This is a genomic window from Enterobacter cloacae complex sp. 372C4, from assembly GCF_050030615.1.
GTDB classification, from domain to species: Bacteria; Pseudomonadota; Gammaproteobacteria; order Enterobacterales; family Enterobacteriaceae; genus Enterobacter; species Enterobacter intestinihominis.
The window spans coordinates 1200945-1220169 of the sequence record NZ_JBLGUQ010000001.1; the positions used below are offsets into that span (position 1 = coordinate 1200945).

The window sequence follows — 19225 nt, forward strand, 5'->3', positions numbered from 1 at the left end:
GATGATTTATTTAACCCAACGCCTGGACCACGCGCACCCCGTCACCGCCAGCGTTACGCTGCCGATTGACGTGCGGGTAAAAAGCCGCGCCCGCGTGGCGCTGAACGACGGCCGCGAAGCCGGGCTAATGCTGCCGCGCGGCCTGCTGCTGCGCGGGGGCGACCTGCTGACTACCGACGACGGCAGCGAAGTGATCGAAGTGATCGCCGCCCCGGAGTCGGTTTCCGTGGTGCGCTGCGCCGACCCGTTCCTGCTCGCCCGCGCCTGTTATCACCTGGGCAACCGCCACGTACCGCTGCAAATCATGCCCGGCGAACTGCGCTACCACCACGATCACGTTCTCGACGACATGCTACGTCAGTTCGGGCTGGAGGTGACCTTCGCCAGCCTGCCCTTTGAACCAGAAGCGGGCGCTTACACCAGCGATGCCCACAGTCATGGCCACTCCCACGCTCATTCACATTAAGGACTCATCATGCGTAAGTATTTACCGCTGTTTCTGCTGGCCTTTTCCGTTCCGGCGCTTGCCCATCCCGGTCACGGGACCGACAGCTTTCAGGCAGGTTTTCTCCATCCGCTGACCGGGCTGGATCACCTGCTGATGCTGACGGGGGCTGGCGTGCTGTCCGCCCTGAGCGGCCGCAAGCTGCTGCTGCCGTTAGCAACGCTCGGCATGATGCTGGCTGGCGCCATTGCGGGCAGCCTGCTCGGCGGCTTTAGCGGCATGGAGATGCTGATTATCGCCTCACTGGCGGTCTGCGGCGTGATGATGTTTAAGACTGAAAATCGCCTGCTGCTGGCAGTGCCAGCCCTGGCGATGTTCCACGGCTGGGCGCACGGCGTGGAGATGTCCGGCCACAGCTTCTGGCTCTTTACCAGCGGATTTATGTTAGCCAGTGCCACGGTGCTGTGCGCCAGCTTCGCGGCAGGGCTGCTGCTGCGCCGTCACGACGGCCTGCGTAAAACCTTCGGCGGCGGGCTGATCGTCTCTGCCCTGCTGGCGCTGATGAGCTGATGGAGCACGCCCGCCAGCGGCTGCGCCTGATGCAGCTCTCCAGCAGTAGCCTGCCGGTCGGATCGTTTACCTGGTCACAGGGGCTGGAATGGGCTGTCGAGGCCGGGTGGATCACGGACGCTGAGGCTTTCAGGCGCTGGCAGATCCAGCAGATGGAGCAGAGCTTTTTCTGCGTCGACCTGCCGCTGTTTATCCGCCTGTACTGTGCCTGCGAGCAGCAGGACGTCGCGGCAGCAAAACGCTGGACGGCATACCTGCTCGCCTGTCGGGAAACGCGCGAACTGCGCGAGGAAGAACGCAACCGCGGCGCAGCCTTTACGCGCCTGGTTAAAAGCTGGGAACCCGCCTGCCCGGCAGAATGGCTGCCGCTGTTGATGCAGAGCCAGCTCGGCGGTATGGCGTGGCTCGGCGTGCGCTGGGGCATTAGCGCGCGCGAGCTGGCGCTGAGCCTCGGCTACAGCTGGATTGAGAGCGCGGTGATGGCGGGCGTCAAGCTGGTGCCGTTTGGGCAGCAGGCCGCACAACAGCTGATTATCGACCTGAGCGACCATTTTGCCGCTGGGTTTGAACAGGCATTTTTACGTGGCGACGACGCGCTGGGGGCAGCTACGCCGCTGTCCGCCATCGCCTCCGCGCGCCACGAAACCCAATATTCACGACTATTCCGTTCCTGAGGAGTCAATATGGCTGATTACAAACATCCCCTGCGCGTTGGCGTGGGCGGCCCGGTAGGGTCGGGCAAAACCGCCCTGCTGGAAGCGCTCTGCAAGGCGATGCGCGACACCTATCATCTTGCGGTGGTGACTAACGATATCTACACCAAAGAGGATCAGCGCATCCTGACCGAGGCGGGTGCGCTTGAGCCAGAGCGCATCGTAGGGGTGGAAACGGGCGGCTGTCCGCACACCGCCATCCGCGAAGATGCCTCAATGAACCTGGCAGCGGTGGAAGCCTTGAGCGAGAAGTTCGGCAATCTGGATCTGATCTTCGTCGAAAGCGGTGGGGATAACCTGAGCGCGACCTTCAGCCCGGAGCTGGCGGACCTCACCATCTACGTGATCGACGTGGCCGAAGGGGAAAAAATCCCGCGCAAGGGCGGGCCGGGGATCACCAAATCCGATTTTCTGGTGATCAATAAAACCGACCTCGCGCCGTACGTGGGGGCGTCGCTGGAGGTAATGGAGCGCGACACTAATCGCATGCGCGGCGAGCGTCCGTGGACCTTTACCAACCTGAAGGCGGGTGACGGGCTGGCGACGATTATTGCGTTTCTGGAAGAGAAAGGGATGCTGCGGATGTAGTGCGGTTTATTGCCGGGTGGCGGCTTCGCCTGACCCGGCCTACGATTTTTGCAGACCCGGTAAGCGCAGCGCCACCGGGCAAAAGACTTACGCCTCAGGCAGCTCCGCCAGCGGCCAGCGCGGACGCACGGACACGCTCAGGTCAGCCGTGGCGCCAGCGTTCAGGCGCACCATCCCGGCGTAGGCGATCATCGCCCCGTTATCGGTACAAAATTCCGGACGCGCGTAGAACACTTCCCCACGACGCTTTTGCATCATTTCGGCAAGCTTCACGCGCAGCGTACGGTTGGCGCTCACGCCACCGGCCATCACCAGGCGCTTAAAGCCCGTCTGATCCAGCGCACGCTTGCACTTGATCATCAGCGTATCCACCACCGCATCTTCGAACGCGCGGGCGATGTCGGCACGCGTCTGCTCGCTGTCGTCGTTATTGCGAATGGTGTTCGCCGCGAAGGTTTTCAGACCGGAGAAACTAAAATCCAGCCCCGGACGATCGGTCATCGGACGCGGGAAGACAAAGCGCCCTTCCGTTCCCTGCGCGGCCATTTTCGACAGCATCGGGCCGCCAGGATAATCCAGGCCCAGCAGCTTGGCGGTTTTGTCGAAGGCTTCACCGGCCGCGTCGTCGATCGATTCGCCCAGCAGTTCATACTTGCCAATGCCCGTTACGCTAATCAGCTGCGTATGACCGCCGGAGACCAGCAGCGCCACAAACGGGAACGCTGGCGGATTGGCTTCTAGCATCGGAGCCAGAAGATGTCCTTCCATATGGTGAACCGGAATGGCCGGAACGTCCCACGCGAAGGCCAGCGAACGCCCTACCGTTGCGCCGACCAGCAGCGCGCCAACCAGGCCCGGTCCTGCAGTATAGGCCACGGCATCAATATCTTTTGCACTTAACCCGGCCTCTTTCAGTGCCGCCTGAATCAGGGGAACCGTTTTACGCACGTGGTCACGAGAGGCCAGTTCAGGCACGACGCCGCCGTAGTCAGCGTGCAATTTCACCTGACTATACAGTTGGTTGGCCAGAAGCCCTTTTTCGTCGTCGTAAATCGCGATGCCGGTTTCATCGCAGGATGTTTCAATACCCAGTACACGCATGACTTGTTTTACCTCGTTTCAATACCGCGCAGTGTAGAGCCTGGGCGGGTTGATGTAAAACTTTGTTCGCCCCAGGAAGAAGCCTCGTGTATACTCTTCCCCCTTATAAAAGTCCCTTTCAAAATCGCATCGGTGCTTTACAAAGCAGCAGCATTTGCAGTAAAATTCCGCACCATTTTGAAATAAGCTGGCGTTGATGCCAGCGGCAAACCGAATTTATTAAAGGTGAGAGTTACATGCCGGTAATTAAAGTACGTGAAAACGAGCCGTTCGACGTAGCACTGCGTCGCTTCAAACGTTCATGCGAGAAAGCAGGTGTTCTGGCTGAAGTTCGTCGTCGTGAGTTTTATGAAAAACCAACGACCGAACGTAAGCGCGCTAAAGCTTCCGCTGTGAAACGTCACGCGAAGAAACTGGCTCGCGAAAACGCACGCCGTACTCGTCTGTACTAATCTGTTGAGGGCCACAGCCCTCAATTGACAGACAGAGTTGTAGTCGTAAGGCCGTGCTTCCGGAAGGAATGCGCGGCTTGTTTTCGTTTATAAGTCGCTTAAATTTTTGGGGCATATGGCCGGAAGAATCCCACGCGTTTTCATCAATGACCTGCTTGCCAGAACCGACATCGTCGATCTCATCGACGCGCGGGTGAAGCTAAAAAAGCAGGGCAAGAACTACCATGCGTGCTGTCCGTTCCATAACGAAAAAACCCCCTCTTTCACCGTAAACGGTGAAAAGCAGTTCTACCATTGCTTCGGCTGTGGCGCACACGGTAATGCCGTCGATTTTTTGATGAACTACGATAAGCTCGAGTTCGTTGAAACCGTCGAAGAGCTGGCGGCGATGCATAACCTTGAAGTGCCGTATGAAGCAGGCAGTGGGCCAAGTCAGATCGAGCGCCATCAGCGGCAAACGCTATATCAGTTGATGGATGGCCTGAATTCGTTTTACCAACAGTCTCTTAAGCACTCTGCGGCTGAGCCTGCGCGTCAGTATCTGAACAAGCGCGGACTGAGCGACGATGTGATTGCGCGTTTCGCTATTGGTTACGCCCCGCCCGGCTGGGACAACGTGTTAAAGCGTTTTGGCGGCAATAGCGAAGATCGTAAATCCCTCATCGACGCAGGCATGCTGGTCACCAACGACCAGGGACGAAGCTACGACCGCTTCCGTGAACGGGTGATGTTCCCGATCCGCGACAAGCGTGGCCGGGTGATAGGTTTTGGTGGTCGCGTGCTGGGTGATGCCCTGCCGAAATACCTTAACTCCCCGGAAACCGATATTTTCCATAAGGGCCGCCAGCTTTACGGTCTTTATGAGGCACAGCAGGATAATGCGGAACCTCCGCGTCTTCTGGTCGTCGAAGGCTATATGGATGTTGTTGCGCTGGCGCAGTACGACATTAACTATGCCGTTGCGTCGCTGGGAACGTCCACCACGGCGGACCATATCCAGTTGCTGTTCCGCGTCACCAACAACGTGATTTGCTGTTACGACGGTGACCGCGCAGGACGCGACGCCGCCTGGCGAGCGCTGGAAACCGCGTTGCCGTATATGACCGACGGGCGTCAGCTACGCTTTATGTTCCTGCCCGACGGTGAAGACCCGGATACGCTGGTGCGTAAAGAGGGCAAAGCGGCATTTGAAGCGCGGATGGAGCAGGCTCAGCCGCTCTCCACGTTTCTGTTTAACAGCCTGATGCCGCAGGTGGATTTGAGTACCCCTGACGGGCGCGCGCAGCTCAGCACGCTGGCGTTGCCGTTAATCAGCCAGGTGCCCGGCGAAACGCTGCGCATCTATCTGCGTCAGGAGTTAGGCAACAAGCTCGGCATTCTGGATGACAGCCAGCTTGAACGTTTAATGCCTAAACAGGCTGAAAACGGCACGGTACGCCCCGCGCCTCAGCTAAAACGCACAACCATGCGTATACTGATAGGGTTGCTGGTGCAAAACCCCGAACTTGCTCCGCAAGTGCCGTCACTGGCGGGTTTGAACCACGAAAAATTGCCCGGACTTGGCTTATTTTCAGAATTGGTCAACACTTGTTTGTCGCAGCCAGGTCTGACCACCGGACAACTTTTAGAGCATTATCGCGGCACAAAAGAGGCCGCTACCCTTGAAAAACTGTCGATGTGGGACGATATAGCAGATAAGGATATCGCAGAAAAAACGTTCACCGACTCACTCAACCATATGTTTGATTCGATGCTTGAGTTGCGCCAGGAAGAGTTGATAGCTCGCGAGCGCACCCATGGCTTAAGCAGCGAAGAACGCCGGGAGCTCTGGATGATTAACCAGGAACTGGCGAAGAAATAAAAAATTTAACGGCTTAAGTGCCGAATATCGATCGGGAAGCCCCCGGCAGCCGCACTGAGAGGCAGCGGCAAAAATATAAGTACGCCCTCGCTTTAAAGGTTGGCAGCCCTATCGCCGACACCAATCAAACGAATTAAGTGTGGATACCGTCTTATGGAGCAAAACCCGCAGTCACAGCTGAAACTTCTTGTCCAACGCGGTAAGGAGCAAGGCTATCTGACCTATGCCGAGGTCAATGACCATCTGCCGGAAGATATCGTCGATTCAGATCAGATCGAAGATATCATCCAAATGATCAATGACATGGGCATTCAGGTGATGGAAGAAGCACCGGATGCCGATGATCTGTTGCTGGCTGAAACCTCCAACAACACTGACGAAGATGCGGAAGAAGCTGCTGCACAGGTACTGTCCAGCGTGGAATCTGAAATCGGGCGTACCACTGACCCGGTCCGCATGTACATGCGTGAAATGGGTACCGTTGAACTGTTGACCCGCGAAGGCGAAATTGACATCGCAAAACGCATCGAAGACGGGATCAACCAGGTTCAGTGCTCTGTTGCCGAATACCCGGAAGCGATTACCTATCTGCTGGAGCAGTACGATCGCGTTGAAGCGGAAGAAGCGCGTCTGTCCGATCTGATCACTGGCTTTGTCGACCCGAACGCTGAAGAAGATATGGCGCCAACCGCCACTCACGTCGGTTCTGAGCTGTCTCAGGAAGAGATGGATGACGACGAAGACGAAGATGAAGAAGAAGACGACGACAGCAGCGACGACGACAACAGCATCGACCCTGAACTGGCGCGCGAGAAGTTTGCCGAGCTGCGTACTCAGTACGAAGTGACGCGTGACACCATCAAAGCGAAAGGCCGCAGCCATGCTGCCGCTCAGGAAGAGATCCTTAAGCTGTCGGAAGTGTTCAAACAGTTCCGCCTGGTGCCAAAACAGTTCGACTACCTGGTGAACAGCATGCGCGTGATGATGGATCGCGTACGTACCCAGGAACGTATCATCATGAAGCTGTGTGTTGAACAGTGCAAAATGCCGAAGAAGAATTTCATCACCCTCTTCACCGGCAATGAAACCAGCGAAACCTGGTTCAACGCCGCTATCGCGATGAACAAGCCGTGGTCTGAAAAGCTGCACGACGTGAAAGAAGACGTACAGCGCGGCCTGCAAAAGCTGCATCAGATTGAAGAAGAGACCGGCCTGACCATCGAGCAGGTGAAAGACATCAACCGTCGTATGTCTATCGGTGAAGCGAAAGCCCGCCGTGCTAAGAAAGAGATGGTTGAAGCGAACTTACGTCTGGTTATCTCTATCGCCAAGAAATACACCAACCGTGGCCTGCAGTTCCTGGATCTGATTCAGGAAGGCAACATCGGTCTGATGAAAGCGGTAGATAAGTTTGAATACCGTCGTGGTTACAAGTTCTCCACCTATGCTACCTGGTGGATCCGTCAGGCGATCACCCGCTCTATCGCAGACCAGGCGCGCACCATCCGTATTCCGGTGCATATGATTGAGACCATCAACAAGCTCAACCGTATTTCTCGCCAGATGTTGCAGGAGATGGGTCGCGAGCCGACGCCGGAAGAGCTGGCTGAACGCATGCTGATGCCGGAAGACAAGATCCGTAAAGTGCTGAAAATCGCTAAAGAGCCAATCTCCATGGAAACGCCAATCGGTGATGATGAAGATTCGCATCTGGGTGATTTCATCGAGGATACCACCCTCGAGCTGCCGCTGGACTCTGCCACCACCGAGAGCCTGCGTGCCGCTACGCACGACGTGCTGGCTGGCCTGACCGCCCGTGAAGCGAAAGTGCTGCGTATGCGTTTCGGTATCGACATGAACACCGACCACACGCTGGAAGAAGTGGGTAAACAGTTTGACGTGACCCGCGAACGTATCCGTCAGATCGAAGCGAAGGCGCTGCGTAAGCTGCGCCATCCGAGCCGCTCTGAAGTGCTGCGTAGCTTCCTGGACGATTAATCGGTCCTGAAATGGAAAAGCTCCCAATCGGGAGCTTTTTTTGTTTATTCCCTCTCCCTGTGGGAGAGGACCAGGGTGAGGGCATCAGGCCGCAGAGGAGCTAAAGCCCCCTCACCACCAGCGCCTCATCAAGTTCCCGATACGCCTCCACCAGCTTGTCCAGCGTCGCCCTGTTCAGCCCGCTCGGATTCGGCAACACCCAAACCTGCGTTACGCCAATGGTAATGTTCTGCTTACCCCACTTCGCACCGCGCTGGCTGAACGCCTGCTCGTAGGCCTGCTTGCCGAGGATCGCCAGCGCCGCGGGCTGGTAGTCTTCAATCTTCTTCACCAGTTCCCGCCCGCCAGTACGCAGCTCATGCAGATTTACTTCGCTCGCCTGCACCGTTGGACGCTCGACCAGCATGGTGATGCCACAGCGCGTATCCAGCAGCTGCTGCTCTTCTTCCGGCTTAAGCTGTTTGTCGGTAAAACCGGCCTGGTGGATCACCTTCCAGAAGCGATTTCCCGGATGAGCAAAGTGAAAACCGGTGTGCGCCGAGGACTTGCCCGGGTTGATTCCGCAGAACACCACCCGCAGGCCAGGGGCCAGAATATCATTGATCATCTCTACTCCTGTCTATGCATCTTAAGATAAGTATAAAGGATTGATTATGCGTTGTTTATAAAAACAGCAGGCAGGTGTGAATGGCTGGATTGATGAGGGGAGTTACTTTATAATTCACCGCCACGGCCCCTTAGCTCAGTGGTTAGAGCAGGCGACTCATAATCGCTTGGTCGCTGGTTCAAGTCCAGCAGGGGCCACCAAATATCAAGGACTTACGATAAATCGTGAGTCCTTTTGTTTTTTGGGGGTGCCGTGGGGGTGCCATGCGCAGGTATTGCGGGGTAAAAGTCGTTTGGTCGGATCACTTATGTATCATCCCAAAATCGGCACATATAGGTTAAATATACAGGCGTATATTTAGAAAAGGTGTTCTGTTTCGTACCACTATCGCCCAATCTACACGTGTATAGCGGGGAAAATTGGTACGTTAAAAATGCGGTATATCGAAGCGGGTATTGAGCACACGTTCGAAGAAGTGCAAACTGGTTTGGCGTGTAAATCAACGTGATGCAATCAATAACCTTCTTTAGTGAGACCTAAATGAAACTAACGTATCTGACACTTTTGATTCTCCATATCAACTCCCTTATCGACTCAGGGAAGTACAACGACATTACAATCGAAGAAGTTCATAATGCCATCGAACGCAAACAGCTTTTAAAGTTCCTAAAAAAACGCTGCGGCAAAGATATTGATCTCAGTCTTCACTTGGATGAAGACATTAAATTTGAAGATATCTATGAAGAGCGGATGCTCAGCCTTTATGATGGCTACGCAGGGAATGAGTCAAGAAAGTGGGGTGTCCGTAACCTAGGCCTATGCTTAGTTTTAGCCTGGACCAACGAACTGATTCAAATGTCTAGCGCATTCCCAGAACAATACCCACTAAAGTAAGCTAATGCTGTCGTGGGCTGCCGCAATTATGCATATTGCAGCCCTTTTTTCAGGAATTGAGTTTTGGGTATAGCTGGGTTGTACGTCAGTTACATCTGGGTGCCTCGAAGGATCGCAGCACACATTTGAACAATTGAATAAAGCGGCTCGCCTGCCTCATTGGTTCCCAGCGGCTCATAGTGCGCCATTATCGCTTCCACATACTCCGGGCTCAGTCTGGCATCTCGTGCAATTTCGGCCTGTGTAATCCTCACATCATTCATTTTCGCCATCCGTTTTTTCCTCTATATCGTCATAAAATTTATCGCTCATCAGTTCCACAGCCAGATGATCGCGAAACTTGTCAATCACTTCAACCATTCGCGTAACAGCTTGATTCGAAAGGGCACAATCACGTTCCAGAATATCGGGCAGGGTTTCAAGTGTCATGATAGTCCCCCTGGCTATCGCTCTGAACTCACGGGCGCATTCTTCAGCCGGTATCAAGAATCGCCTGGCCGCCTCATACTTCAATCGCTCATTTTCTGCCTGCCAGTGCGCTCGCCGTTCTGCCGGGGTCATCTGGTTTACGTCCAGATCCTGCGGGTTGCCGAGCGCCTGCAGCAAAGTACGAACGGTGTAATTTTTCCGGGTCTTGCTGCTGTCCGGCGTCGGCTTCAATGGTCTGGCTATCGCGGCGACGGATTTACGATCGCGCCCCAAAATCTCCGCCACCTCAATAGTATCGCTGCCCTGTGCAGCAGCCAGATACCACGCATCCTCATCCACGCCATCAAGACGCGGCTCAACGACAATATCCAGCGTATCCCTTACCGGGTTATGTGTTCCGCTGTTGGATGAGCCCGGCACAGAAATAGAGCGGATAATGGTCTCTGCTAACGCTTCCTGAATAGCGGGGACAATAAGGAATTTAGGGACAATATTAAGCACCTGCCCGGCCTGACTTTTCTGTAGGCGCATCTGAGCGCGTGCAGAGGCCAGATTATCAACAGACAATTCACCAGCAACATAGTTATTGTGTTCGACGCCAAACAGCGGCAAGCCGTCACTCAGCGCCGGATTATTCTGCAATACGGCATAGACCAGATCCCCTACGGTTGCTTTTGCTGCTCGTCCCATCGACATCGGAATGGTGGACAACACAGACAGATCGTCATTGATGATGCTCTGGCGATCGATGCTGAACAGTTCGCCGTAAGTGGCCAGTATAATTTTTTCTCCCTTCTCGCCGATGGTAGCGTATTTGTACTCCGCCCCCGGACGAACCTCACGCAGGCGTGGGAACGTATCGAGGCCGACACGGTGTCCCGGTTTGAAATCTGGCAGATTCCCGGCTCGAGTCCACCTGTCAAACGTTTCAGGGGAATCAGCCCAGCCCTGAAGCATGGATTTATTCGCCACATCGCTTAGGATAAAACTGAAATCACTTGATGAGTGTGTAAATGCCATGCCCACCATCTGCACGACATTTTTACCCGCAATACTGATACTGCGATCCTGAAGGGAGGCGCGCGCCAGTTCTTTCAGCGCATAACCATTGTAGCGGTTGTCTTTCTCCGCCTCCCTGAGACCGACACGAGCCTCAATCGCTGCACGAACTGAATCACCAACGATATTACCGTTGTGCGCGTTGATGTGGGCACGGGGGTCCGAATCTGGGGGTGCCGTGGGGGTGCCATAAGCAGGTAAAATAGAGTATTTCTGGTTATTTATACAGTGTCAATATATTAGTTAAGTAATTGATTTATTATGACAAAGTATGTTCAGGTAAGATGTTATCGCCATTCTCATAATCGCTTGGTCGCTGGTTCAAGTCCAGCAGGGGCCACCAAATACAGCAAGGGCCGGGCGGGGCAATAACCCTGTTCGAACCCGGTGGACAACCAGAATGTACTTCTGCCCCATGAACGGCTACGGATACGCCGTGAAAACTTACACGCTGCTCATCGGGTCATTGACCCGACCGCAAGGGATTTTTAAATAAATATTTATCTATCGACTAAATTTCCCCTTGTCCCAGCTCTCGCCGCGGGCCGTTAAGTCAATTGACGGCACGGCCGCTATTCCCTCAGCATCATAAAAAAATGCGGACGTTGTAAAGCTGTACACTGTGCCGTGAACAGTAAATGAGATATTGTTGCCTATGCCTTCAACTTTTGCGCGGGCGGTATTCGCTGTAAGCGTGGGCGCGATATGTTGTTTTTCGAGAGCCACCAGCGGATCACCGTCAATCTTACTCGCTAAAAAATAACGATACACTTCCCCGGTGGTCATGTTCGAGCCGTCATACTCAGTAATGTATAACCAGGTCCGGGGCGTGAGCTGGCGAACTTGATATAGCCGATCACTAACAGTTAAACGCTGTATATGTTGGAAATAACAGTACCCCGCGACCGCCAGGGCCATAAGAATAGTGGCGATCCAGTGCAGCGTCCTAAAAGTGATGCTGTTTAACATAGTCGATGCCTTGCTTTATCCAAAATTGGTCAATCGGATCATCACCAAACGGCGGGGCCCCCGTGAAATTACCCCATTCGGGTCTTGATGTGCCGGCTTTCCACTGCGCCGCGCCGGCAGCAATAAGCAAAATCTTTGCAGGGATGCACGCTGCATAACCCACAGCGCCGTAATGGAAATTCCCGAAGTCAGCATAAGCCCGTTTTTGTTGTTTGTAATCCCACGGCCCGCCGTTTCTTACTCGCTCATAAAACCACGTATACGTAAGCGGGGCGGCCATATTCTGGACTTCGTGACGCGCCCGCGCGAGCCTTATGTGTTCGCGCAATATCTCCAGCCCGCGGGGTGGATAAATCGGTATACATGCCATCGTTCTTCCTTTCTGCCAGGCAAAAAGGGCAACATAAGAGCAATAACGGTAACGCGTATTGCTGAAGATCAATTTATTAATTTTATTTGCAACATCAATAAGTAACGAAATTAAATAACACGAACCTATAACACAATTTGTATCACCTACGATCCGTATTTAGTCATTAATGAGGGTTTACCCTAATGGAAATGGAGTTTTAAAAATGGCTATTCCTGCTTATCTATGGCTTAAGGATGATGGCGGCAACCCGATTAAGGGATCTGTGGATGTTCAAAATAGAGAAGGTAGTATAGAGATCCTCTCTTTTAGTCACGGCTTGTTAGTTCCGACCGATAACAACACAGGCAAGATCACCGGCACGCGCTTACATGCGCCGCTCGTAATTGAAAAAGAGTTTGATAGCTCCAGCCCGTATCTCTACAAAGCGGTAGCCACCGGTCAAACGCTGAAAAGCGCAGAGATCAAGTGGTATAAAATCAACGATGCGGGCCAGGAGGTTGAATATTTCAATATGCTGCTTGAAAACGTCCGGGTAGTCAGCATTAACCCCGTCATGCATAACTGTAAAGAGCCAGCGTTACAGATACACAATCATAATGAGGGAATACAGCTCCGCTATGAGCGGATCACCTGGAAGTATTGCGATGGGAACATCCAATACTCGGACGCGTGGAACGAGCGGGTTACAGCGTAAAAAAAGGGCGGTTAATCCGCCCTGTATTGTTTTTAGTGCCAATTCTTTCGCCCCCTCGGTTTGCCAGCACGTAGCCTCCCCTCAATGGCAACACCCCGCGCGATCACCTGGTGCCAGCTCTCCGCACTTTTTATACATTTGGGGTATTTTAATCATGCTTAATGCTGTTAAGCATTCTCTGGCAGTTATTGCGGCGTACCGCTGCCGCTGCATGCCTCCAGAACCCCAAATTTTCGAGTTTCTCGGCTCACGCATTCAAAAGTGAACTCTAAGGTCACATTTAACCCCGTGCTCCCCGTTCCAGAAGGAAGATTCAATAACTCTCACTCTTTCACAAACCCTAAAAACTAAAGAAATCCCCCATCGCGCCGATCATCATCCGTGTGTATTATTTCCTTTAGCTTTTACAACAACTAACCTTAACTCAAATACTTAAGCGCCAGAGCGAAAGGCATCATGAGCACACCGATCAAACGGCTAGAAATCATTAAAAATGCCATTGAGCTGGAAGATGACGACATCATCCGGAGCCAGTTGAAACGTCTCAAAGAGGAAGCCTTTGACGATAATCTCCTGTCCATCGTCGCGGCGCTTGAGCAGAAAAATTACACCGCAGCCCTTCGCGCTATCACCGCCTGGCTGCAAAGCCAGCGCGCCGTTACCCCGTGGCGTGACCCGCAGCTGGCGGCCAGCACGCTGGAGCTGAAAGCTCTGGAAGAGCGCTTGCGCGATCTGATTGATCGCCGTAACGCCCGGGTACAGCAGCTTGATGAATTCAACGATCTCTATTTCTCCCGCCTCGGGCCGTTGATGCAGCAGATCCTCGCCCTGCGTAAAACGCTGGCGGAGCTTAACCTGCGTCGTCAGCAGGCGGAGACGCGTCGTCGGGAAGAGGATTACCGCCGCTGCCAGGGCTATATGGCGCAGGCCGTAGAGGTTCTGACAACGCTCACCCGGCGCTGGCGAGATCTGCCTGCGGATTCCGTTCAGGCGGCAGAGGCGCGCAAGCATCTTCAGCAGCAAAGTAATCTGATTGCCAACCTACTGGCCGAAGCGATGGAGCTGGAGACCGGTTTAACGCGTGAAGAAGAGCCAGCACGTCAGGCGCGCGATGAGGCCAACGAAGAGTACAAAAAGTATCGCGAACAGCATCATGATGCCGAGGTGCGCCTGCGTAAAGGCAAGGCTCTCTCTGAAGAGGATCGGAACGAGCTGAAGCGGCTCTGGCGTCAGGCGAGCAAGCTATGCCACCCGGATCTGGTTGCCGATGATTTAAAAGAGGAAGCCAACAGGATGATGGTGCAACTCAACCAGGCCAAACAGCGCGGCGACGTGAAGGCCATTCGCTCGCTGGTCGCCCGTCTGCAACAAGGGTTTGAACCGATGATGGCGAGCGACAGGCTGAACGACCTGGAACGTATTCGCAAAAAAATGGCGCAGGTGCGTGAGCAAATCGACACCCTGGTGAACGAGCTGGCAGAGCTGGAGAAGGAAGAGTCCTGGCTGCTCGTCTCGTCGCTCAGCAATATGGAAGCCTACTTTGCCCAGCAGGAGAAAGCGCTGAGAGAGGTATGCGCCTCGCTCGAACATCAGGTGAGCGAAGCGCAGCTGGATCCCGCAGCCTGATTATTTGGCGTGCCAGTACGCACTGGCACGTACCAGCTGTGGGTCAATTGCGTCGGTTTCAAACTGACGGCTCAGGCGTTTCACCACCTTCCCCTCTCCGGTCAGCCAGATAAAGTAATCCTCTTCCGGCACGGCCAGCGCTGCAAGATGGTCGGCTACCGCCTGCTCGTTGTGGCCGATAACCCAGGTGATGTTGAACCCGCTCAGGTGCGCCAGATAGTCCTGGTACGCCGCATCGCCCACGGTAACGATGGCGTGGATCGCCGGGGGAACAGGCAGTTTTGCGATGCTTTCTAAACGGCGACGCAGCGCGGGCATACCCGACTCGTCGCACACGTACAACTGCCAGGCGTAATCTTCCGGCACCACCAGCGAACCACGCGGACCGCCGATGGTCAGCTTGTCGCCCACCTTCGCCTCCACCGCCCAGTTGCTGGCAATGCCGCCATCATGCACGAAAAAATCGAGCGCCAGCTCGTGTTTTTCGTCATCGTACAGCGGGGTGTAGTCACGCGCCTGCGGACGCACCCCGTCGCCCCAGTCGATGCCTTCATCGGTCACCACAGGCGGCACGAAAGGGGTGCCCGGTGCCGGGAAAAAGACTTTGGTATGGTCGTCAAAGCCGCGAGAGCTAAAGCCCTCCAGCGCCTCGCCGCCTAGTACAATGCGCTGAAATCCTGCGCTGACTCGCTCAGTGCGCATCACGTTCAGCTCACGAAAACGCAGGTCATTGCGGACACGTTGAGGGTAACGGGTAGATGCCATGTTGATGCCCTTCTCAGGTGAATACGATATATCGGAATGAATTTTTAATGATAATGATTGCTATTAACTCAGAAATCAAGATCTTTTAGATTGCATCTGAATATATCTTAGATATAGTTTAGATATATCAAATTGAGGAAGAAACATGCGACACCAACACGACGGCGGCGGACGCCGGCCACGATTTTTTGGCCATGGTGATTTGCGGCTGGTGATCCTGGATATCCTGACCCGCAACGCGAGCCATGGTTATGAGCTGATCAAAGAGATCGAAAACCTGACGCAGGGACATTACACGCCAAGCCCTGGCGTGATCTACCCGACGCTGGATTACTTGCAGGATCAGGCGCTGATCACCATTACCGAAGAAGAGAACGGCCGTAAGCGGATTGCAATTAACGCCGCCGGGCAGCAATGGCTGGATGACAATCGGGAACAGCTGGAGCAGATCCAGACGCGTATCAAGGCGCGCTCCGTCGGGTTCCAGCTGCGCAAAAACCCACAGATGAAGCGGGCGCTGGATAACTTCAAAGCGGTTCTGGATCTGAAGGTTAATCAGGGAGAACTCAGCGACGCGCAGTTAAAACAGATTATCGGCGTGATTGACCGCGCGGCACTGGAGATCTCCCAGCTGGATTAAGCCAGCACGCCGTCGCTCACGCGGAACACGCGGACCAGCTCTTTCAGGTGCATCGCCTGTTCGTTAAGGGATGCCGCCGCCGCAACGGACTCCTCCACCAGCGCGGAGTTCTGCTGGGTGGTGGCGTCTATCAGGCCAATCGCGCTGTTGATCTGCGAGATACCTTCCGTCTGTTCATGGCTGGCCTGGCGAATTTCACGCAGGATGACGTCCATCTCTTCCACGTTGCCGACCATGCCGTTGATAAGCCCGCTGGCTTTCTCCACAAGGTTCATGCCGTCCTGCGTCTGGCTTGTGGAGCTTTCAATCAGCTGGCGGATCTCACTCGCAGATGTTGCACTTTTCTGCGCGAGCTGGCGTACCTCGCCCGCCACCACCGCAAAGCCGCGACCATGCTCACCTGCGCGCGCCGCTTCGACCGCCGCGTTCAGCGCCAGAATGTTGGTCTGGAAGGCAATGGCGTCGATCAGGTCGATAATGTCGGACATCCTGTTCGATGTTTCGTTAATCAGGCGCATTTTGCTGGTGACCTGCTTCATCATCTCGCCGTTGTTTTTGACCACGGCAGCCGCATCGGCAGACAGGTTCGTCGCTTCTCCGGTGTGGGACGCGGTGTTCTTCACCGTGGCGGTAATCTGCTCCATCGACGCGGCCGTCTGCTCAACGGAACTGGCCTGCTCCTCCGTGCGGGCAGCCAGATCCTGGTTGCCTGCGACAATCTGCGCGGCGGCGCTGGAGATGTTTTCCGATCCGGTTTGCACCTGCTGCACAATCTCCAGCAGGCGCGTTTTCATCTCCATCAATGCGGTGAGGAGCAGTCCGGTTTCATCTTTACCGTGCGAGGTAATGCTGCCGGTGAGATCGCCATCGGCGATGGCCTCCGCAAAATTTACCGCGTCGTTCAGCGGGCGGGTAATGGATCGCACAATGAACCAGCCAGTCAGGCTGGCTGCCGCGACGCTGAAAAGCGTAATCAGGATCAGCAGCAGACGATTAGTGCGGAAATCGCCTTCCACCTGCTCGCCCGCACTCTGCATTTCATGATCCTGGATCGCAATCAGCGCCTGCACTTTCGCTTTATAAGACTGTTGCAGGTCCAGGGTGTTGGTCATCATCTCGTTTATCGCGCCCGCACGGTCGTTATTCTGCACGGCCTGCAAAATGCGGTAGCGTGAGTCAAGATATTGCTGGCGTACGCCGTGGATGTCCGCCAGCACCTGTTGGGATTTTTTATCCTTGAGAGCGTTGTCCAGCTCGCTCAGGATTGCGGTGATGCGCTCGCTTATCGCCTTCAGACGCTGTTCTGATTGCGTCGTGTACATTCCCTGTTCGTCCAGCAGCATGAGCTGCTGCGTGCTGATAAATTCCTGGAAGTTGTCGATTAACTGGTTCGCTTTTACCGTAGTTGGATAGTCGCTGGTAAGAATGGTTTGCATTCCATTGTTTGCCCGATTCAGGCTCATCAGAGACAAGCTTGCGCTGACGACCATCAGGACAATAAATAATCCAAACGCCAGAAATAATTTCGTGCCGATCTTTACGTCATGTATGAACATATTTACCCCATCGATGTGATTATTTCTCAGACGATCGCTGTTATCGGTAGGAAACGCGCTAACTTTATGACTTTGATCGTTTTTTTATTTATCACTTTCAATAAATCCGGGGCGTAGCAATTAAAAATCGGGTACTTTTTTTAGTTACTTAATATTTCATTAACAACATAACTTATTCTGAAAAACAAAAAAGCCGTTTACCCCGGAGGAATAAACGGCTTTATCGAAGCATGCATTTCTTAATGCAGCACGGTAACCGCATCTTCAAGACGTCCGGCCCGGTGCTTAACCATCGCGGAAATCTGCGCGCTCTCTTCGACCAGGTCAGCATTTTTCTGCGTAATGCTGTCCAGTTCTGCCACGGCACGGGTCAGCTCTGTCAGGCCTGTCGCCTGCTCGGAGGTGGAGTGGCTGATCTGCGCGATAAGCTGCGTGACGTTTTTCACCTGCTCGACAATATCATCCATGGTACGTCCCGCGGCGTGGACCTGATCGGCGCCCGACTGCACTTTGCTGGCGCTGGCGTCGATCAGCTTGCGAATATCGTTAGCCGCGTTCGCGCTGCGGCTGGCAAGATGACGCACTTCGCCCGCCACCACCGCAAAGCCTTTCCCCTGTTCGCCCGCGCGTGCCGCCTCAACCGCGGCGTTCAGCGCCAGAATATTGGTCTGGAAGGCGATGTCATTGATAAGCGAGGTAATAGAGCCAATGCGCTGGGTACTGTCGGCAATGTCATCCATGGTTTTCACCACGGTCTGCATCACGGTGCCGCCCTGCGTGGCCGCGCTGCTGGCAGCCATCGACAGCTTGTCGACTTCGGCTGCGGTCTCAGAGTTACTCTGCACCGACGCCGCCATCTGGTTCATTGTTGCCACGGTCTGCTGCACGTTAGCCACGGTCTGGCGCGTGCGGTCGTTGAGATCTTCATTACCCTGCGCCAGCCTGTCGCTGCCGTCGCGCACGCTCACCACCTGGCTGGAGACGTCGTTGATCAGCCAGCGGCACATCAGCCCCAGTTGTCCGACGGCCCGCAGCGTCAGCCCCAGTTCATCGCTGCGGTTAAGATGCTGCACGCTGTTACGCTCGCCGGTAGCGACCCTGAGCGCCTGCCGTGCGACGTTTTCCACCGGGCGGACAATCTGTTGCTCAAATACCAGGGTGCCAAGCAGCATCACCACGGCTGCCGCCACCAGCGAAGCCCAGCCCGCGGAACTGGCAACCAGCGTTGCGGCCATCACCGCAAAAAGTACCGCCATTACGCTACGCACGCGCCAGCGCAGCGGCATCGCCGGTAATTTGCCGAGCCAGCCTTTGCGCACCACCAGCCCTTTATGAATGCGTTTTTTGCTACGTCCTTCATTGAGCGCCTTATAAAGCGGCTCCACCGCGGCGATCTCGTCCTCGGTGGCGCGGGTACGAATGGACATATAGCCCGTCATCTGGCCGTTACGCACCATCGGTACCGCATTGGCGCGTACCCAATAGTGATCGCCATTTTTACGTCGGTTTTTGACAATCCCGCTCCAGGGCTCGCCCTTTTGCAGCGTGTACCACATGTCGGCAAAAGCCGCTTTCGGCATATCCGGGTGGCGCACAATGTTGTGCGGCTGCCCGAGCAACTCCTGAAGCGTAAAGCCACTCACTTGCACAAAGGTGTCGTTAGTGTGGGTCATGTAGCTGTGGAGGTCGGTGGTCGACATAAGCGTGGTGTCATCGTCCAGCGGATATTCATTCTGGGTGACATAGTCAGGAGAGGACATAGTGAGCATCCCTTGCAGGTTATTTGAATGTTAATTTTGTGGCTTATGTTTTTTCGGCGATAAAAAATTTATCTTTAGTTGTTAAATATGATTGAGATCGCAAATCTCGGTTAAACCGCACTTTT

Annotated in this window: 20 protein-coding genes and 1 tRNA gene; 12 read left to right on the forward strand and 9 right to left on the reverse strand. The window is 54.6% G+C overall.

The genetic code is table 11. The annotated features are described in order from the left end of the window. Position 1: 1 nt before the first annotated feature. The 4 genes from ureE to ureG are packed head-to-tail and all read left to right on the forward strand — an operon-like array spanning position 2 to position 2316. The gene (gene ureE / locus ACQG11_RS05725; protein ID WP_045308003.1) at positions 2 to 466 is read left to right on the forward strand and encodes an urease accessory protein UreE; all 465 of its coding nucleotides are present in this window, start codon (positions 2 to 4) and stop codon (positions 464 to 466) included. Between the two features lie 9 nt (positions 467 to 475). Continuing rightward, positions 476 to 1015, forward strand: a complete 540-nt coding sequence (locus tag ACQG11_RS05730) for a HupE/UreJ family protein (RefSeq protein WP_193131720.1) — start codon at positions 476 to 478, stop codon at positions 1013 to 1015. After that, positions 1015 to 1689: an urease accessory protein UreF gene (locus ACQG11_RS05735; RefSeq protein ID WP_046620811.1), complete on the forward strand. Its 675-nt coding sequence runs from the start codon at positions 1015 to 1017 to the stop codon at positions 1687 to 1689. Before ACQG11_RS05730 ends, ACQG11_RS05735 begins: the two co-directional genes overlap by 1 nt. 9 nt (positions 1690 to 1698) lie before the next feature. Continuing rightward, positions 1699 to 2316 (forward strand): urease accessory protein UreG, encoded by a 618-nt coding sequence (ureG, locus tag ACQG11_RS05740; protein ID WP_023298635.1) that lies wholly within the window; start codon positions 1699 to 1701, stop codon positions 2314 to 2316. Positions 2317 to 2403: 87 nt separating this feature from the next. Here ureG and tsaD read toward each other — a convergent pair whose 3' ends face one another. After that, positions 2404 to 3417, reverse strand: coding sequence for a tRNA (adenosine(37)-N6)-threonylcarbamoyltransferase complex transferase subunit TsaD (gene tsaD, locus ACQG11_RS05745; protein WP_284097915.1), 1014 nt, complete (start codon positions 3415 to 3417; stop codon positions 2404 to 2406). A 236-nt stretch (positions 3418 to 3653) separates the two neighbouring features. Here tsaD and rpsU point away from each other — a divergent pair, with 236 nt between their 5' ends. The 3 genes from rpsU (at position 3654) to rpoD (ending at position 7728) form a co-directional block, all read left to right on the forward strand. Then, entirely contained in the window at positions 3654 to 3869 is a 216-nt protein-coding gene (gene rpsU, locus ACQG11_RS05750) for a 30S ribosomal protein S21 (RefSeq protein ID WP_001144069.1), read from the forward strand. 115 nt (positions 3870 to 3984) lie between these two features. Next, positions 3985 to 5730 (forward strand): DNA primase, encoded by a 1746-nt coding sequence (gene dnaG / locus ACQG11_RS05755; RefSeq protein ID WP_003862574.1) that lies wholly within the window; start codon positions 3985 to 3987, stop codon positions 5728 to 5730. A gap of 153 nt (positions 5731 to 5883) precedes the next feature. Beyond that, positions 5884 to 7728, forward strand: coding sequence for an RNA polymerase sigma factor RpoD (gene rpoD, locus ACQG11_RS05760; RefSeq protein ID WP_006812010.1), 1845 nt, complete (start codon positions 5884 to 5886; stop codon positions 7726 to 7728). 100 nt (positions 7729 to 7828) lie between these two features. On the opposite strand, the gene mug is transcribed toward rpoD, so the two are convergent. Next, positions 7829 to 8335, reverse strand: a complete 507-nt coding sequence (mug, locus tag ACQG11_RS05765; protein ID WP_023298636.1) for a G/U mismatch-specific DNA glycosylase — start codon at positions 8333 to 8335, stop codon at positions 7829 to 7831. A 124-nt stretch (positions 8336 to 8459) separates the two neighbouring features. Between mug and ACQG11_RS05770 the strand changes: the two genes are divergently transcribed. Then, positions 8460 to 8535: transfer RNA gene (locus ACQG11_RS05770), tRNA-Ile, on the forward strand. Between the two features lie 340 nt (positions 8536 to 8875). Further along, the gene (locus ACQG11_RS05775; protein ID WP_426728236.1) at positions 8876 to 9229 is read left to right on the forward strand and encodes a hypothetical protein; all 354 of its coding nucleotides are present in this window, start codon (positions 8876 to 8878) and stop codon (positions 9227 to 9229) included. A gap of 89 nt (positions 9230 to 9318) precedes the next feature. Here ACQG11_RS05775 and ACQG11_RS05780 read toward each other — a convergent pair whose 3' ends face one another. From ACQG11_RS05780 to ACQG11_RS05795, 4 genes are all read right to left on the reverse strand, one after another. Continuing rightward, positions 9319 to 9501, reverse strand: a complete 183-nt coding sequence (locus ACQG11_RS05780; RefSeq protein WP_426728237.1) for a hypothetical protein — start codon at positions 9499 to 9501, stop codon at positions 9319 to 9321. Then, positions 9485 to 10678 carry a DUF1441 family protein gene (locus ACQG11_RS05785; protein WP_426728238.1) on the reverse strand — a complete coding sequence of 398 codons (1194 nt, stop codon included), beginning with the start codon at positions 10676 to 10678 and terminating at the stop codon, positions 9485 to 9487. The genes ACQG11_RS05780 and ACQG11_RS05785 overlap by 17 nt, the downstream gene beginning before the upstream one ends. Before the next feature lie 543 nt (positions 10679 to 11221). Continuing rightward, positions 11222 to 11686 carry a hypothetical protein gene (locus ACQG11_RS05790; protein ID WP_023307019.1) on the reverse strand — a complete coding sequence of 155 codons (465 nt, stop codon included), beginning with the start codon at positions 11684 to 11686 and terminating at the stop codon, positions 11222 to 11224. Further along, positions 11664 to 12056: a polymorphic toxin type 44 domain-containing protein gene (locus tag ACQG11_RS05795; RefSeq protein WP_003862589.1), complete on the reverse strand. Its 393-nt coding sequence runs from the start codon at positions 12054 to 12056 to the stop codon at positions 11664 to 11666. The genes ACQG11_RS05790 and ACQG11_RS05795 overlap by 23 nt, the downstream gene beginning before the upstream one ends. A gap of 205 nt (positions 12057 to 12261) precedes the next feature. On the opposite strand from ACQG11_RS05795, the gene ACQG11_RS05800 reads away from it, so the two are divergent. Together ACQG11_RS05800 and ACQG11_RS05805 are read left to right on the forward strand one after the other, a co-directional pair. Next, a complete protein-coding gene (locus ACQG11_RS05800) occupies positions 12262 to 12753 on the forward strand; it encodes an Hcp family type VI secretion system effector (RefSeq protein ID WP_045327447.1) in 492 nt (163 codons plus the stop codon). Positions 12754 to 13209: 456 nt separating this feature from the next. After that, a complete protein-coding gene (locus ACQG11_RS05805) occupies positions 13210 to 14379 on the forward strand; it encodes a DNA repair protein (protein ID WP_426728239.1) in 1170 nt (389 codons plus the stop codon). On the opposite strand, the gene ACQG11_RS05810 is transcribed toward ACQG11_RS05805, so the two are convergent. Further along, positions 14380 to 15144, reverse strand: a complete 765-nt coding sequence (locus tag ACQG11_RS05810) for a siderophore-interacting protein (RefSeq protein ID WP_032626343.1) — start codon at positions 15142 to 15144, stop codon at positions 14380 to 14382. 145 nt (positions 15145 to 15289) lie between these two features. On the opposite strand from ACQG11_RS05810, the gene ACQG11_RS05815 reads away from it, so the two are divergent. Next, on the forward strand, positions 15290 to 15784 hold the full coding sequence (locus ACQG11_RS05815) for a PadR family transcriptional regulator (RefSeq protein WP_063841069.1): 495 nt from the start codon (positions 15290 to 15292) through the stop codon (positions 15782 to 15784). Here the strand turns inward: ACQG11_RS05815 and ACQG11_RS05820 are convergent. Both ACQG11_RS05820 and ACQG11_RS05825 read right to left on the reverse strand, forming a co-directional pair. Further along, positions 15781 to 17340 (reverse strand): methyl-accepting chemotaxis protein, encoded by a 1560-nt coding sequence (locus tag ACQG11_RS05820; RefSeq protein ID WP_022649455.1) that lies wholly within the window; start codon positions 17338 to 17340, stop codon positions 15781 to 15783. The genes ACQG11_RS05815 and ACQG11_RS05820 overlap by 4 nt on opposite strands. 239 nt (positions 17341 to 17579) lie before the next feature. Beyond that, positions 17580 to 19100, reverse strand: coding sequence for a methyl-accepting chemotaxis protein (locus tag ACQG11_RS05825; RefSeq protein WP_199160285.1), 1521 nt, complete (start codon positions 19098 to 19100; stop codon positions 17580 to 17582). Between the last annotated feature and the right edge of the window lie 125 nt (positions 19101 to 19225).

What these genes read in the sequence shown, in the direction of transcription:
- ACQG11_RS05780 (WP_426728237.1), bottom strand. Translation starts at nt 9,501, where the DNA reads ATGGCGAAAATGAATGATGTGAGGATTACACAGGCCGAAATTGCACGA.
- tsaD (WP_284097915.1), bottom strand. Translation starts at nt 3,417, where the DNA reads ATGCGTGTACTGGGTATTGAAACATCCTGCGATGAAACCGGCATCGCG.
- ACQG11_RS05730 (WP_193131720.1), top strand. Translation starts at nt 476, where the DNA reads ATGCGTAAGTATTTACCGCTGTTTCTGCTGGCCTTTTCCGTTCCGGCG.
- ACQG11_RS05775 (WP_426728236.1), top strand. Translation starts at nt 8,876, where the DNA reads ATGAAACTAACGTATCTGACACTTTTGATTCTCCATATCAACTCCCTT.
- rpoD (WP_006812010.1), top strand. Translation starts at nt 5,884, where the DNA reads ATGGAGCAAAACCCGCAGTCACAGCTGAAACTTCTTGTCCAACGCGGT.
- ACQG11_RS05735 (WP_046620811.1), top strand. Translation starts at nt 1,015, where the DNA reads ATGGAGCACGCCCGCCAGCGGCTGCGCCTGATGCAGCTCTCCAGCAGT.
- ACQG11_RS05790 (WP_023307019.1), bottom strand. Translation starts at nt 11,686, where the DNA reads ATGTTAAACAGCATCACTTTTAGGACGCTGCACTGGATCGCCACTATT.
- dnaG (WP_003862574.1), top strand. Translation starts at nt 3,985, where the DNA reads ATGGCCGGAAGAATCCCACGCGTTTTCATCAATGACCTGCTTGCCAGA.
- ACQG11_RS05815 (WP_063841069.1), top strand. Translation starts at nt 15,290, where the DNA reads ATGCGACACCAACACGACGGCGGCGGACGCCGGCCACGATTTTTTGGC.
- ureG (WP_023298635.1), top strand. Translation starts at nt 1,699, where the DNA reads ATGGCTGATTACAAACATCCCCTGCGCGTTGGCGTGGGCGGCCCGGTA.
- ACQG11_RS05795 (WP_003862589.1), bottom strand. Translation starts at nt 12,056, where the DNA reads ATGGCATGTATACCGATTTATCCACCCCGCGGGCTGGAGATATTGCGC.
- mug (WP_023298636.1), bottom strand. Translation starts at nt 8,335, where the DNA reads ATGATCAATGATATTCTGGCCCCTGGCCTGCGGGTGGTGTTCTGCGGA.
- ACQG11_RS05825 (WP_199160285.1), bottom strand. Translation starts at nt 19,100, where the DNA reads ATGTCCTCTCCTGACTATGTCACCCAGAATGAATATCCGCTGGACGAT.
- ureE (WP_045308003.1), top strand. Translation starts at nt 2, where the DNA reads ATGATTTATTTAACCCAACGCCTGGACCACGCGCACCCCGTCACCGCC.
- ACQG11_RS05810 (WP_032626343.1), bottom strand. Translation starts at nt 15,144, where the DNA reads ATGGCATCTACCCGTTACCCTCAACGTGTCCGCAATGACCTGCGTTTT.
- rpsU (WP_001144069.1), top strand. Translation starts at nt 3,654, where the DNA reads ATGCCGGTAATTAAAGTACGTGAAAACGAGCCGTTCGACGTAGCACTG.
- ACQG11_RS05785 (WP_426728238.1), bottom strand. Translation starts at nt 10,678, where the DNA reads ATGGCATTTACACACTCATCAAGTGATTTCAGTTTTATCCTAAGCGAT.
- ACQG11_RS05805 (WP_426728239.1), top strand. Translation starts at nt 13,210, where the DNA reads ATGAGCACACCGATCAAACGGCTAGAAATCATTAAAAATGCCATTGAG.
- ACQG11_RS05820 (WP_022649455.1), bottom strand. Translation starts at nt 17,340, where the DNA reads ATGTTCATACATGACGTAAAGATCGGCACGAAATTATTTCTGGCGTTT.
- ACQG11_RS05800 (WP_045327447.1), top strand. Translation starts at nt 12,262, where the DNA reads ATGGCTATTCCTGCTTATCTATGGCTTAAGGATGATGGCGGCAACCCG.